Annotated in this window: 13 protein-coding genes; 6 read left to right on the top strand and 7 right to left on the bottom strand. The window is 71.0% G+C overall.

Annotated features, from left to right (window positions below):
• Positions 1-7 precede the first annotated feature (7 nt).
• Positions 8-466: a subtilase-type protease inhibitor gene (locus OHA65_RS03145; protein ID WP_405761077.1), complete on the bottom strand. Its 459-nt coding sequence runs from the start codon at positions 464-466 to the stop codon at positions 8-10.
• 342 nt (positions 467-808) lie between these two features.
• On the opposite strand from OHA65_RS03145, the gene OHA65_RS03140 reads away from it, so the two are divergent.
• Both OHA65_RS03140 and OHA65_RS03135 read left to right on the top strand, forming a co-directional pair.
• Positions 809-1489 carry an HAD family hydrolase gene (locus OHA65_RS03140; protein WP_327281518.1) on the top strand — a complete coding sequence of 227 codons (681 nt, stop codon included), beginning with the start codon at positions 809-811 and terminating at the stop codon, positions 1487-1489.
• Positions 1490-1514: 25 nt separating this feature from the next.
• Positions 1515-2531, top strand: coding sequence for an NAD-dependent epimerase/dehydratase family protein (locus tag OHA65_RS03135; protein ID WP_328761431.1), 1017 nt, complete (start codon positions 1515-1517; stop codon positions 2529-2531).
• 60 nt (positions 2532-2591) lie between these two features.
• Here the strand turns inward: OHA65_RS03135 and OHA65_RS03130 are convergent, their stop codons facing one another.
• Positions 2592-3155 carry a hemerythrin domain-containing protein gene (locus OHA65_RS03130; protein WP_327281517.1) on the bottom strand — a complete coding sequence of 188 codons (564 nt, stop codon included), beginning with the start codon at positions 3153-3155 and terminating at the stop codon, positions 2592-2594.
• A 156-nt stretch (positions 3156-3311) separates the two neighbouring features.
• On the opposite strand from OHA65_RS03130, the gene OHA65_RS03125 reads away from it, so the two are divergent.
• A complete protein-coding gene (locus tag OHA65_RS03125) occupies positions 3312-3863 on the top strand; it encodes a hypothetical protein (protein WP_328761429.1) in 552 nt (183 codons plus the stop codon).
• A gap of 137 nt (positions 3864-4000) precedes the next feature.
• Positions 4001-4564 carry a hypothetical protein gene (locus OHA65_RS03120; RefSeq protein ID WP_405761073.1) on the top strand — a complete coding sequence of 188 codons (564 nt, stop codon included), beginning with the start codon at positions 4001-4003 and terminating at the stop codon, positions 4562-4564.
• 23 nt (positions 4565-4587) lie between these two features.
• Here OHA65_RS03120 and OHA65_RS03115 read toward each other — a convergent pair whose 3' ends face one another.
• Positions 4588-5820, bottom strand: coding sequence for a M20 family metallopeptidase (locus OHA65_RS03115; protein WP_329312516.1), 1233 nt, complete (start codon positions 5818-5820; stop codon positions 4588-4590).
• Between the two features lie 396 nt (positions 5821-6216).
• On the opposite strand from OHA65_RS03115, the gene OHA65_RS03110 reads away from it, so the two are divergent.
• Together OHA65_RS03110 and OHA65_RS03105 are read left to right on the top strand one after the other, a co-directional pair.
• A complete protein-coding gene (locus tag OHA65_RS03110) occupies positions 6217-6420 on the top strand; it encodes a cold-shock protein (RefSeq protein ID WP_327281513.1) in 204 nt (67 codons plus the stop codon).
• A gap of 183 nt (positions 6421-6603) precedes the next feature.
• On the top strand, positions 6604-7188 hold the full coding sequence (locus OHA65_RS03105; RefSeq protein ID WP_327281512.1) for a hypothetical protein: 585 nt from the start codon (positions 6604-6606) through the stop codon (positions 7186-7188).
• 166 nt (positions 7189-7354) lie between these two features.
• Here OHA65_RS03105 and OHA65_RS03100 read toward each other — a convergent pair whose 3' ends face one another.
• The 4 genes from OHA65_RS03100 to OHA65_RS03085 form a co-directional block, all read right to left on the bottom strand.
• Positions 7355-8581, bottom strand: a complete 1227-nt coding sequence (locus OHA65_RS03100) for a sigma-70 family RNA polymerase sigma factor (RefSeq protein WP_328761428.1) — start codon at positions 8579-8581, stop codon at positions 7355-7357.
• Positions 8578-9012, bottom strand: coding sequence for a YciI family protein (locus tag OHA65_RS03095; RefSeq protein WP_327281510.1), 435 nt, complete (start codon positions 9010-9012; stop codon positions 8578-8580). Before OHA65_RS03095 ends, OHA65_RS03100 begins: the two co-directional genes overlap by 4 nt.
• A gap of 107 nt (positions 9013-9119) precedes the next feature.
• The gene (locus OHA65_RS03090; RefSeq protein ID WP_327281509.1) at positions 9120-11015 is read right to left on the bottom strand and encodes a multicopper oxidase domain-containing protein; all 1896 of its coding nucleotides are present in this window, start codon (positions 11013-11015) and stop codon (positions 9120-9122) included.
• Between the two features lie 258 nt (positions 11016-11273).
• Positions 11274-12122 (bottom strand): hypothetical protein, encoded by an 849-nt coding sequence (locus OHA65_RS03085; protein WP_327281508.1) that lies wholly within the window; start codon positions 12120-12122, stop codon positions 11274-11276.
• Positions 12123-12364 lie beyond the last annotated feature (242 nt).

The following is a 12364-nucleotide window of genomic DNA, read 5'->3' as shown; positions in this document are numbered from 1 at the left end:
GGGGCGGTCAGAACGCGAAGACGGCGTTCCCGTTGAGGGTCGCGGACATGGTGCACGCGTTGGAGAAGGTGTGCTTCCAGGAGATGCGGCTGCCCTTCCAGACGCCGTCCGCGGTGACGGTGACGGGGTCGTAGTGCATCGGACAGGCGCGGTTGCGGTCCGGGGCCGCCAGCAGCGCGTCCAGGTTGCCGGCGGTGGCGGTGAGGGCCGCGCAGGCCGCCCCGGGGTCCGGGTGCGTGCCCTGGGCGGTCGGTGCACAGCTGAGCGCGGTCGCTCGTGAGACGGCCGCGCTCGCGTCGCCGGGGGCGACTGCGAGGACCACGGCGGACGGGGCGTACAGGCTCGCGGGCTGAGCCTCCGCGATCCCGGTGGCCCCGGCGAGGGGGAGGAGGGCGGCGGCGGTGACAGCAGCGATGCGGTGACGCACGACAGTACTCTCTTTCAATTCGAAGGATGGATGCAGCATTTGGCTGCGGTGTATCGGCTGGACGACGTTGAGTCTCTCTGGTGCGAAGGGCGTGTGCACATCGATGACCGATTTACGGACACGGCGTTCGATTACAGGCGACCGAACGGTCGTTCTGGCAGCTCACGCCCCGTGCGCGCCCTTCGTGATCACGCGTGGACGGAGGGTGACACCGGGTGTGACGCACTGATCGCAGGCCGTTGACCTGCCGTCGGCCGTGCGCGGTTCACCGAACGGCCATCCAGGCTGACCGGATAGTGCTGTTCCGCGTCCTCCGCTTCCCCAAGGGCCTCGTACGACAGCGGAAGGACTGCGGGAGGAGGAGGGGGGTAGGCGCGGCCCATGAACCGAGCCGCTCTGTTCGACGTCGACGGGACGCTCGCCGACACCAATCATCTGCACGTGGTGTGCTGGTGGGAGGCCCTGCGCCAAGCCGGCCACGACGTCTCCATGCACGCCATACACCGGGCGATCGGCCTGCCGGGCGAGGACCTGCTCGCCCACCTACTGGGCGACGGCCGGGACACCGGCGAGGACGATGCGCTCAGCACCGCGCACGACACGCTCTTCGGCACGTTCTTCGAAAGGCTGCCCCGCATCGACGCGGCGGACGAACTGCTGCGCACGCTCGACCGCCGCGGCTGGCGGGTCGTCCTCGTCACCTCCGCCGCCGGCGGGGAACTCGGCGCGCTCAGGCGGGCCGTCGATGCCGATGACGCCATCGACGCCACCGCGAGCTCCGACGACGTCGACGAGGGCAAGCCCGCGCCCGACCCCATCCACCACGCCCTCGCCCTCGTCGACGCGCCGGCGGACGGCGCCGTGTTCGTCGGCGACACCGTCTGGGACATGAAGGCCGGCGCCCGGGCCGGGGTCACCAGCGTGGGCCTGCTCTGCGGAGGCATCCCGCGCCTCGACCTCGAAGACGCCGGTGCCCGAGCGGTGTACCGGGACCCCGCCGACCTCCTGGCACAGCTGGACGACAGCCCCTTCGCCGACGCGCCCGAAGGCGCGGACCGGTGAGCCCGCTCGGAAGGGAGTCAATGCGATGACACACGTCCCACCTCTGCGGATCGTCGTCGTCGGTGCCACCGGCAACGTCGGAACCAGCGTGGTGCGTGCCCTGGCGGCCGACCCCTCCGTGGGGTCCGTCCTGGGCCTGGCCCGCCGGACTCCCGACTGGCAGCCGGAGAAGACCGACTGGTGCGCCGTGGACATCGAACCCTATGGAGACGATCTCGTACCGCTCTTCGACGGCGCCGACGTCGTGATCCACCTGGCGTGGAAGTTCCGGCCCACGCACGATCCCACCGAGACCTGGCGGACCAACGTCCTCGGTAGCGCCCGCGTCTTCGACGCCGTCGCCGCAGCGGGCGTACCGGCCCTCGTCCAGGCGTCTTCGGTCGGCGCATACTCGCCCGGTCCCAAGGACCGCACGGTCGACGAGTCCTGGCCCACGCACGGCTGGCCCGGGGCCGCGTACTGCCGGGAGAAGGCGTACGTCGAACGGCTCCTCGACACCTTCGAACGCGACCACCCCGGCATCCGGGTCGTGCGGATGCGCCCCGGATTCCTGTTCAAGCGGGCGGCCGCCTCCGAGCAGCGCCGCATCTTCGGCGGAGGGCTCCTGCCGGCCCGGCTCGTGCGGCCCGGCCTGATCCCCGCCGTGCCCGACCTCCAGGGCCTGCGATTCCAGGCCCTGCACACCGACGATGCCGCGGCCGCCTACCTGGCCGCCGCCGTCCGCCCCGTCAGAGGAGCCTTCAACCTCGCCGCCGACCCGCCACTGGACGCCCGGGCCCTGGCGGGCGTGCTCGACGCGCGGCCCCTGCGCATGCCGACCGCGCCGGTGCGGACGGCGCTCGCCACCGCATGGCGCCTGCACCTCGTGGGGGCGTCCCCCGACCTCTTCGACGCGGTGCTGCGGCTGCCCCTGATGGACTCCTCCCGAGCCCACGAGGTACTCGCCTGGGAGCCCCGGCACACCTCCGTCGAGGCCGTCGCGGAGTTCATCGACGGGCTGCGCGAGCGCGCCGGAATGGCAACGGCCCCCCTGGCGGCGTGAGCCGCCGGGAGGCCGAGCCAATGGCTGAACCAGAGGTTCAGCAGATTCGGTCCGGGAGGTTCAGGAGTCCTTGCCCCGACCGCTCATCATGTCGCGGAGGCGGTCGACGAGCCCCATGCCGGGCGCGAGGATCTTGTTGGCCGGCGGCTTGTCCGGGGCCGACGGGTGCGGCCGGGTCGGCGCGGTCTTCTTGGCGGTGCGCACCTTGTCGCCGAGCTCGCCGAGCACCTCGGGCGGGCACGCGGCACGGAGCCGGGGGAACAGGTGGTCCTCCTCGTCGGCCATGTGCTCTCGGACGTCGGCCATGAGCTTGTCGAGCAGCCCGTCGAACCGCGGGTCGTCGGCGTCGCAGCCCTCCAGGTCCTTCATGAGCTGTTCGGCGGCGGCGTGGTCCGCCAGCTCCCGGTCCGCGACGGCGTCGCCGTCGGGCAGGTGTTCACGTACCGCCGGGTACAGGTACGCCTCTTCCGCGACGGAATGCCGTACGAGCTCGATCGTGGCCTTGTCCGCGTAGTCCTTCCTGCCGGAGTGCCCGGACGGGAGCGACTCGATGTGGGCGAAGAACTCCTCCACCTCCCGGTGGTCGGTGGTCAGCTCCGCGATGACGTCACCGCCGTGTCCCATGACTGCCTCCTCGATCGATCGGGTGCGCGCTCTGGCCAGCGGTCGGATGTCGGGCCGTGTTCTGCGCCACCGTCCGGTCCGTTCGGTTCCAATGCCGGTGGCACCGCCGCTATCGTGGCGTTCCTCCCGCTTCCCGCACGTGCCGGATGGTCAGCGATGCCCTCAGACTCCGCTCTCTCACCGCTCATAGCGGCGACCGCACACTGGCTGACCCGCGCCTACCCCTGCGGCGGCGGCGCATTCCAGCGCGGTTTGGCGGAAGCCCAGGCACGGCAGGCCGTCACCGTCGCGGCGTGGTTGCGGTATCCGACCGACCTCGACGCGCAGCTCGTCGCGCTCTCGGGACCGGGCGGCTCGGACCGGCTCGACTGGATCACCGGAGCAGACGCCGCCACCGCGCTCCCCGGAGACGACGAGCACGGCGAGCACGAGAACGCCTGGCGCACCTGGGTCGACGAGGTCGTCGCCAGCTGGGCGGCCTGTCTGCTGAGCACCCCGGCCCTGGCCGCGGACGCAGCGCACGCCCTGGCTTCTACCGAGCACACCGGCGCCCTGACGGCCGGATTCCGCCGCCTGAACGAACCCGGGGAGAACGACCGCCGTGCGGCCGCACTGCTGCGCCACCCGGACCTCCTCGCCCCGGTCGCCGAGCTGCACCGGCCGGAACTGCTGCAGGTGCTGGGCGTCGACGCCGCCCCGGCGGGCTGACCGGGCCGACCTGGCTGACCGGGCCGACCTGGCTGACCTGGCTGACCGGCGCGGCCGCGCACGCGAGTGGGACCGCGGTGCGGGGGTAGCCGCAGGGGGAGCAACGTCCCGGCATCCGATCCACGGGAGGTCCGGCCATGCACACGCCATCGGCACACGGCGATGCCCAGTACCTGCTCGGTCTCTACCTCAACGATCACCTGGCGGGTTCCACCGCCGGCGTCGATCTCCTGAACCGTGCGGCCAACAACCACCACGGCAGCCCCTTCGGGCCCCCGCTGGAACGGCTGGCACGGGAGGTCGCCCAGGACCGCGAATCCCTCAAGGACATCATGCGGACCCTGGACGTGCCCGAACGCCGCTCCAGGGCGGCCCTGGGCTGGCTGGGAGAGAAGGCGGGGCGCCTCAAGCTGAACGGACGCCTCTTCTCCAGGTCCCCGCTCAGCGACGTCCTCGAACTGGAGGCAATGCGGATGGGCGTCCAGGGCAAGCGGTCCTGCTGGCTCACCCTGCACACCCTCGCCGCGAGCGACCGGCGCCTCGACGCCGCGCGGCTCGCGGGGCTCCTGGCACGGGCTGAGGAACAGTCCGACGTGCTCGAAGAGCTGCGCACCCGGTGCGCCGTACGGGCCTTCACCGCCGGACACGCCGGCGCTGCGAGGACGGCCCGCGCCAAGCCCCGCCCCCGCGGAGCCTTTTGAACGGCTGCCGACCGTACGACGGCTCAGCCGTGTTCCGCCGAGGGCGCGCCCCCGGGGCACAGGGCTGCGGCCGCGTGCAGGGCCGCCCCGGTGGCCAGCGCCGCCTCGTCGAAGACGACCCGGCCGGAGTGCAGGTCGGGGACCTGCGCGGGCGGGGTTCCGGGCGGACGGGCCCCGAGGAAGGCCATCGCTCCCGGCACCCGCTGAAGGACGTACGAGAAGTCCTCGGCCCACATGAACGGCGCGGGCAGTTGGTGGACCCGTTCGGGTCCGAGGAGCGCACGGGCGGTGCCGTGGAGGGCGGCGGTGCGCGCGGGGTCGTTGACGACGGGCGGGTAGCCCTCCGTCAGCGTGACCTCGGCGCGGACCGCGTGGGCGGCGGCGACGTGGTGGGCGACACGCGTGATGCCCTCCCGTACGAGCTGGCGCGTGGCGGGGGAGAGGGTACGGAAGGTACCGACGATCTCCGCCGTATCGGGGATGACGTTGGCCGTCGTACCGGCGTGGACCGAGGCGACGGTGACCACCGCCGGATCGTGGACGTCGACGGTACGGGTGACCATCGTCTGCAGGGCCTGGACGATCTCGCACGCGACGGGCACCGGGTCCAGGCCCAGGTGCGGGGTGGAGGCGTGCCCGCCGCTCCCGCGGACGGTCACCCGGAGCAGGTCGGAGGCCGCGAACGTCGGTCCGGGCCGCAGGTGCAGGGTGCCGCTGTCGAAGCGGGTGGTGACGTGCAGGGCGAAGGCGCAGTCCACGCTCCCTCCGTCCGCCGTCCTCAGCACCCCCTCGTCGATCATGCGCAGGGCGCCCCCTCCGGACTCCTCCGCGGGCTGGAACATGAACACGACGCGCCCGGCCAGCTTCGAGCGCCGGGCCGTCAGAATCCGCGCTGCCGTGACGAGCATGGCGGTGTGGGCGTCGTGTCCGCAGGCGTGCATGGCCCCCGGCGCCCGGGAGGCGAAGTCCAGGCCGGTCTCCTCCGCCAGCGGCAGGGCGTCCATGTCGGCGCGCAGCAGGACCGTGGGACCGGGTAGGTCGCCTTCGAGGACGGCGGTGACGGAACTGAGGCCGGAGCCGGTGGTGACGTGCAGCCGGAGCCCGACCAGTGCGTCCAGGACGGCGCGTTGGGTGCGGGGCAGGTCCGTCCCCAGCTCCGGGTGGCGGTGGATGCTCCGGCGCAGGGCCACGGTGTCGGGCAGGAGGGAGCGGGCCTCTTCGAGCAGACCTGAGAGTGCCTCCCGGGCCGCGGTCACCGACCCACCGCCCCGTGCCGGGGCAGGCCCAGTTCCAAGCCGCACACACCTCGTCCGTATCGCGTACCCCTCTGACGGCAGAGGGTAGGGGAGAGCGTCCCCGGGGCGTCCGAGCCGCGCGGACGGCGCCCCGTTCGGGCCAAACCGTGCTCGCGGCGGCGGCCCACGGCCACGGGCTGCGTCCGTTACGGGCCCATTCGTACGGCACGTCGCAAACGAGTGATCGTTGCTCTCTGGTGAGGGGCAGTTCCGCCGTGTAGCGTCTGCGACAGCTGTCGTGGTTCGCAGTCCCTGCCCGCGCCCTGGCGTGGGCATTCTGCTGTGCAGTGCCGGACCAGGGCGATCACCTCCCGGGGCCGCGCGGTGCGGACCCCACATCGACTGAGAGGCACGAGCATGGCCAGCGGAACCGTGAAGTGGTTCAACTCCGAAAAGGGCTTCGGTTTCATCCAGCAGGACGGCGGCGGTCCGGACGTCTTCGCGCACTACTCCAACATCAACGCCAATGGCTACCGTGAGCTGCAGGAGGGCCAGGCCGTGACCTTCGACGTCACGCAGGGCCAGAAGGGCCCGCAGGCGGAGAACATCACGATCGCCTGATCGCCGACCTCTTCGCGAGGCTCCCGGAGCGGGACGCTCCGGGAGCCTCGTGCGTTCTGTCCCCGCCGGCAGGGCGGTCGTGGACCGCCAACCGGGCCGGAGTTCCGAGCCGCCCGGCATGGCGGCGGGTCGAGGGCGTGCCGTGTCGGGATGCTGGTGGTCGGACCAGGCAGGAGAGATCCCGTGGACGATCCCAGCCCCCAAGGAGCCCGGAGCCCTGCATCCACCGGCACGCGCAGTGATGCTCCCGCCCAGCCGGGAGTCATCGGCATCGCGCTGGGCGCCGTGCTGACGGCCGTGCTCGCGCAGGGTTCGTGGCAGTGGTTCGCCACGTACATCGGGGTGACGCTCCTGGCAGTGCTCTTCACCCTCTACCGGCTGCCGACATGGAGGCCCGGGGTCCGGTTCGCCTACGTGGGGAACCTGGCGGCGTATTCGCTGGTCGTCGGCCTGTGCGTAGCGATCATGGTGGCCCCCATGATGCAGCGCTGGGCGTGGCTGTTCCCGATGCCGGGCACTCGTGACCGATGTCCCGCGCTGGGCAGGTACGAGCGCATCCGGACGCGGGCGGTGCTGGGGGACCTCGCGGGTCGCGACCCCGTCGCCCTGGTGCAGACGCAAGAGGTCCAGAGCCATGTCGCCGTCGCCGATTGCCTGTCCGCGACCACGACCCTGTGGCTGCCGGTCTATGGAGCCGCGGTGGCCCTGTTGGTGGGCGTGGGCTCGTGGTCCCTGGACCGGGCCCGGTCGAGTAACGAGGCGCCCTGACCTCAAGCGGATGCCGTGGTCGGTCGGCGGACAGCTGCTCGAACGGGCCCGCGTCGCCGGCGCCGTACGCCCCGGCCTGACCTCCGACGACCCACCCCGCACGGCAATCCGATCCACCACGGCCGGGCGGTGCGCAACCCTGACGGGCTCCGGCCCCGGCGGTTGGTCAGGGATCCAGGCGGGCGGCGCGGGTCTGGAGGTAGCGGCGTTCCGGGAGGCTGAGGGTGGTGCGGGCGGCGAGACGGTAGGCGTCGGCGGCGGCCTTGCGGGCGCCGGTGCGTTCGAGGAGGTGGGCGCGGACGGCGTCGAGGCGGTGGGAGTGGGGGAAGCCGGGTTCGAGGGCGGCGAGGGCGGCCAGCCCCGCCTCCGGACCCTCGACCATCGCGAGGGCGACCACGCGCCCGAGCTCCGCCATCGGGTCGGGTGTCGGAGAGCGGGCCACCAGGACGTCGTAGAGGGCGAGGATCTGGGGCCAGTCCGTGCTCTCGGGGCCAGCGGCCTCGTCGTGGAGGGCGGCGATCGCGGCCTGGAGCTGGTACGGGCCGGGCGGGCCCTCCGCCAGGGCCTCCTCGACCAGGGCGGTGCCCTCGGCGATGGCCGCACGGTCCCAGAGCGCGCGGTCCTGCTCGTCGAGGGGGACCAGCTCGCCGCCCGGTCCCGTCCGGGCCGCGCTGCGGGCTTCGGTCAGCAGTATCAGGGCCAGCAGGCCCGTCACCGCGCCCTCGCGGGGCAGCAGCCGCCGGGCCTCCCGGGTCAGCCGGATCGCCTCGCGGGCGAGGTCGGCGCGGTGGAGGGCGGGCCCGGAGGTGGCCGTGTAGCCCTCGTTGAACATCAGGTAGAGCACCTGGAGGACGGAGCCGAGGCGCGCGTCCCGGTCCTGGGCGTCCGGCGGACGGAAGGGGCGGTCCGCCCCTTCCGCGCGCAGCTTCGCCTTCGCACGGCTGACCCGCTGGGCGACCGTCGCCTCCGGTACGAGATGGGCACGGGCGATCTCCGCCGTCGTCAGGCCGCCCACCGCGCGCAGCGTCAGCGCGATCCGGGCGGCGGGTGCGAGCACCGGGTCGCAGCACAGGAACAGCAGGGTGAGCGTGTCGTCGTCGGCGGGTGCGGCACGTACTTCGCGCGGTTCGAGGCGTACGGCCGTCTCCTCCCGCCGCGTCCGTGCCGTCTGCGCCCGCAGCGCGTCCGCGAGGCGCCGCGCCGCGACCCGGATCAGCCAGCCCCGCGGATTGGCCGGCACACCGTCCCGGGGCCACTGCCCGGCAGCGGCGAGCAGTGCCTCCTGTACGGCGTCCTCGGCGGCATCGAAGTGCCCGTAGCGGCGCACGAGCGCGCCGAGGACCTGCGGCGCGTGCAGGCGCAGCAGGTCCTCGACGGTCGTGGGCGCCGTCAAGCGTTCTCACCACCGCCGAGCTCGCTCCCGCCGGCCTCGTCGATCGGCCGGATCACGACCGGGAACACCGGTGCACCGGCCGGCGCCGGACACTGTGCGACCCGCGCCGCGATCTCGGTGACCCGCTCCAGGCTCGCGCAGTCGAGCACCCAGTACCCGGCGAGCACCTCCTTCGTCTCTCCGTACGGCCCGTCCGAGACGACCGGCCGCCCCTCCGCGTCCGCGGTCACGAACCGCGTCTTCGCGGGCTCGACGAGCCCCTGCCCGTCGATGAACTCCCCGCTCTCCGCGAGATCGTCGTTGATCGCGCTCATGTACGCGAACATCGCCCTGAGCTCCTGCTCGCTCCAGGCCGGGCTGTGCGCGGACGCCTTGCCGTTCATGGCGTCGTAGTCGGCCTGTGCACCCTGCACCATCACCAGGTACTTCATTGCGTTCTCTCCTCTGTGCGTCGCCTCCAGGGCCTTTGCACAGGAGACGTCGGAGCCGGGCGCCCCTTCTCGACACCTCACCGGGGGATCGACCGCCCCCGCCCCCGTCAGTGGCCGTGGCCGCCGTGGCTGGCGACGGGATCGCCGCCGCCGTGGTCGTCGTCGGCGACGATCGTCCACGGCCGCATCAGGTCGTCGTCCTCGTGTTCGAGGATGTGGCAGTGGTGGACGTACGTCGCCGGGAGCTCGGTGCCGCTGCCCGGAATCGACGCGATCGTGCCCGTCGGCGGGTCGAATTCCTGGATGATGATCCTGGTCACCGTCTCCGGATAGGACTTGACCGTGTCCTTGCTGGACCGTGCTTCGTCCGGGTCCGGCGGAATCGGCGGGCCGGTGAGGTAGTTCTCCAGTACCGGCCTGTCCTGCGGCTTGCGGCCACCGTCAAGCCACTTCTCGTAGTCCTCCTGGTAGGCGGTCGCGTCGATCGGCTGCCTGTTCAACACCTGGAAGTTGACGAGGTGGACGTGCATCGGGTGGGCGTCGTGATTGGGATTGATGTACTCCCAGATCTCGGTCGAGCCCGCCTTGATGAAGTCCTGGGACGGCTCCATGAACGGCACGGCGTTGAACGTCATGGTGGTGAAGAGCTTGTGCTGGTACAGGACCCATTCACGCCGGCGGGTGTGCGGTTGCAGCTCGACGGCCGCGACTTCCGGCAGCTTGAGTTCCTTGCCCGGCCTCGTCCTGTCCCCGCCTCGGGAGAGCTGTTTCGTGACCTGGAATTCCATGATTTCCTTGATTTCCGGTCCACCGCCTCCCGGATAGTGGACCGGTGCGTTGTAGTTCGTCAGCTTGATCTTCGTGCCCATGGGCATCTTGCTGAAGTCGACGATCAGGTCGTACCGCTCTGCCGGGCCGATCAGGAAGTTCAGCATCTGCAACGGTTCGCGGAAGCCGCCGTCCGTGCCGATCAGCCAGAAGGGCAGCGTGGGCTGGGGCAGAACGTCCGTGGGGGTGTCGAACCTCAGCCGCCAGAAACGCTCGTTCGAGGCATTGAGGATGCGCAGCCGGTAGCGTCGCTGCTCGACGGCGAGGAACGGGTACGCCTTTCCGTTGACGACCGGGGTGTCCTCGCCTTCCCGCAGGGTCATGGTGTAGGCGAGCGAGCCGTCCGCGTTGAAGGTCCGGTCCTGCAGGATGAGGGGGACCTCGTACTCGCCCTGCGGCAGCCCGAGCCGCTCGTCGGCGGGGTCGCGAACGATCCAGAGACCGGCGAGGCCCGCGTAGACGTTGACGCTGGTCATCCCCATGCCGTGATCGTGATACCAGAGCAGGCACGAACGCTCGCGGTTGGTGTAGGCGTAGATCGCCTCGTTGGGTTCGGCCCGGTCCGGGTCCAGGGTGGTGTAGGACTCGGCGTGGAACCCGTCCGGGCTGAACGACTGCAGCGGCATGCCGTCGGACTGCGGAGGCGTGAAACCGCCGTGCTGGTGCACGACGTTCCACACGTTGACGTTCGGCGGGAACGGCGGTTTGGTCTTGTAGGGCGGCGGGGCGATCGGGGTGAGCTGGGGGTTTCCCTTGCGGATTTCGTCGATCACGAACTGGAACAGGTGCGTGGTCGGCAGCTCGTTCCGGTATTTGATGACCGTCGGATGGTCCTTGGCCACGCTGATGGTCGGCCCCAGATAGCCCATGCCGATCGTCTTGTGCGGATCGTTCGGGTTCGCGGCCCAATAACCCCATACGGTTGCCGGTGCGAGATCCCGATGGAAGCGCCACGAGCCCTGCCGCATCGTGAGTTCGTAGTAGTCGGCGCCGGGATAGGCGGAGGGATCCGCGATGGCCGTCTTGGGGATGGGGAGGGGGTCGACGTATTTCTTCAGCGCAGGGGTGTGCGTAACCGTGGTGTCGGATTCGGTCCCGTGCCCCGACGCCGCGTACGCCCGCGCTCCCAGAACACCCCGTGGAAGCACGAGCGCGCCCCCGGTGGCTCCGGCCATGAGGAATTTCCTTCGCCCGAACATCGTCTCCCCTTCCGTTTCCTCACGTAACGTCCCAGGGATACAGCGACAGTTCGTAGACGCGCCGCAGCGCGCCGCTCCGATCCGGGAAGACACTCAATTGAGCCGAGCTCCGGCGTAATTCGGTAGACGTCGGAATATGGCTCTAATGACCAGCGCCAATCTGAATACATATAAGCCGGTGTGCGGTGTGCGGTCCGCCCGCGGCCGGACCGCACACCGCACGGCTCCCCGTACTCAGGCCCGCCCGGCACCACCGTTCTTGACGAGTTCGGTCATGTCGGCCGTCTCGTCCGCCGGCGGGACGGCGATGTCCTTCGCGATGCCGAAGGACAGGAAGTCCACATTCACACTGGCGGAACCGAACGCCTGGTTCAGCCGCGCGGGCATGCCCTTGTCATCGACCCAGATGTCCGAGACGAGCTCGCCGGCGCCGCCTCCCGCCGCGCCGAACACGGCGGCGGCGTCACCGAGTTTGTCCGCGGGGATCACCGCGCGATAGTGGACCGCGCTGCGCCCGTTGACGTCCTCCTTGCCGAGCTTCGTGACGTTGCTGGCCCACTTGAGCGTCTTCAGCCCGGCGGTCGGGTCGTTGCTGCCGGAATTCATGCTGGCCGCGCCCTTCTCGCCAAGGACGGCGGAGGCATCGAGCTTCAGCCAGCTCTTTCCCTTCATCGGACCGTCCGGCAGGGGGTCGACGCCGTAGTAGTACGCACCCTGGACGAGTCGCATCGTGACCGAGCCGTCCGCGACCAGGTCCTCCATCTCAAGGTCCTTGGCCGGCATTTCGGCTTCCATCGCGAGGCCGTTGCCCCAGGAGTAGACGCCGTTCATCTGCACCGGCTTTCCACCGGTGTCCGGCAAGGCCACGGTCATCTTGACCTGCGCCGAGCCCGCCTTCGAGGCCTCGTCGGAGGCCTTGCTGAGCGCTGCGACCAGCGTCTCCGCCGAGTCGGCCGCCTGCTTCCCCACGGTCGCCGCCGAGTCGGCCGCCCGCTTCCCCACGGTCGCCGCCGAGCACCCGCTCGCGCCCGCCGTGATGACGAGTGCTGCGGCGATGCCCGCGGCAGCCCTGCCTGACTTCATTTTTCCCCGCCCCTTTGTCCAGTCTTTCAACCAGGCGAAATCTACCCCCTCGAACTCATGCGCTCCTTCGGATTTTGTGGCGTCCGGCCGCCGTGGCCGTGGGATCGCCCCGACTCGGGGTGACAGCGAGCCCTTGGCCGACAAGTCCCTTACCAGAACGTCCGATTATCGCCCCTGCTCCGGGAACACGGCATGCCACCAGGACAGTTCCCCGGAGGGAACCGGGGCGGGCCCGCACGCCT

Source organism: Streptomyces sp. NBC_00045 (assembly GCF_045041095.1).
Taxonomy (GTDB): domain Bacteria; phylum Actinomycetota; class Actinomycetes; order Streptomycetales; family Streptomycetaceae; genus Streptomyces.
Note: the sequence above shows the minus strand (reverse complement) of the source record. Positions and strands in the feature narration are given on the sequence as shown.

What these genes read in the sequence shown, in the direction of transcription:
- OHA65_RS03125 (WP_328761429.1), top strand. Translation starts at nt 3,312, where the DNA reads ATGCCCTCAGACTCCGCTCTCTCACCGCTCATAGCGGCGACCGCACAC.
- OHA65_RS03140 (WP_327281518.1), top strand. Translation starts at nt 809, where the DNA reads ATGAACCGAGCCGCTCTGTTCGACGTCGACGGGACGCTCGCCGACACC.
- OHA65_RS03110 (WP_327281513.1), top strand. Translation starts at nt 6,217, where the DNA reads ATGGCCAGCGGAACCGTGAAGTGGTTCAACTCCGAAAAGGGCTTCGGT.
- OHA65_RS03085 (WP_327281508.1), bottom strand. Translation starts at nt 12,122, where the DNA reads ATGAAGTCAGGCAGGGCTGCCGCGGGCATCGCCGCAGCACTCGTCATC.
- OHA65_RS03090 (WP_327281509.1), bottom strand. Translation starts at nt 11,015, where the DNA reads ATGGCCGGAGCCACCGGGGGCGCGCTCGTGCTTCCACGGGGTGTTCTG.
- OHA65_RS03130 (WP_327281517.1), bottom strand. Translation starts at nt 3,155, where the DNA reads ATGGGACACGGCGGTGACGTCATCGCGGAGCTGACCACCGACCACCGG.
- OHA65_RS03120 (WP_405761073.1), top strand. Translation starts at nt 4,001, where the DNA reads ATGCACACGCCATCGGCACACGGCGATGCCCAGTACCTGCTCGGTCTC.
- OHA65_RS03145 (WP_405761077.1), bottom strand. Translation starts at nt 466, where the DNA reads ATGCTGCATCCATCCTTCGAATTGAAAGAGAGTACTGTCGTGCGTCAC.
- OHA65_RS03095 (WP_327281510.1), bottom strand. Translation starts at nt 9,012, where the DNA reads ATGAAGTACCTGGTGATGGTGCAGGGTGCACAGGCCGACTACGACGCC.
- OHA65_RS03135 (WP_328761431.1), top strand. Translation starts at nt 1,515, where the DNA reads ATGACACACGTCCCACCTCTGCGGATCGTCGTCGTCGGTGCCACCGGC.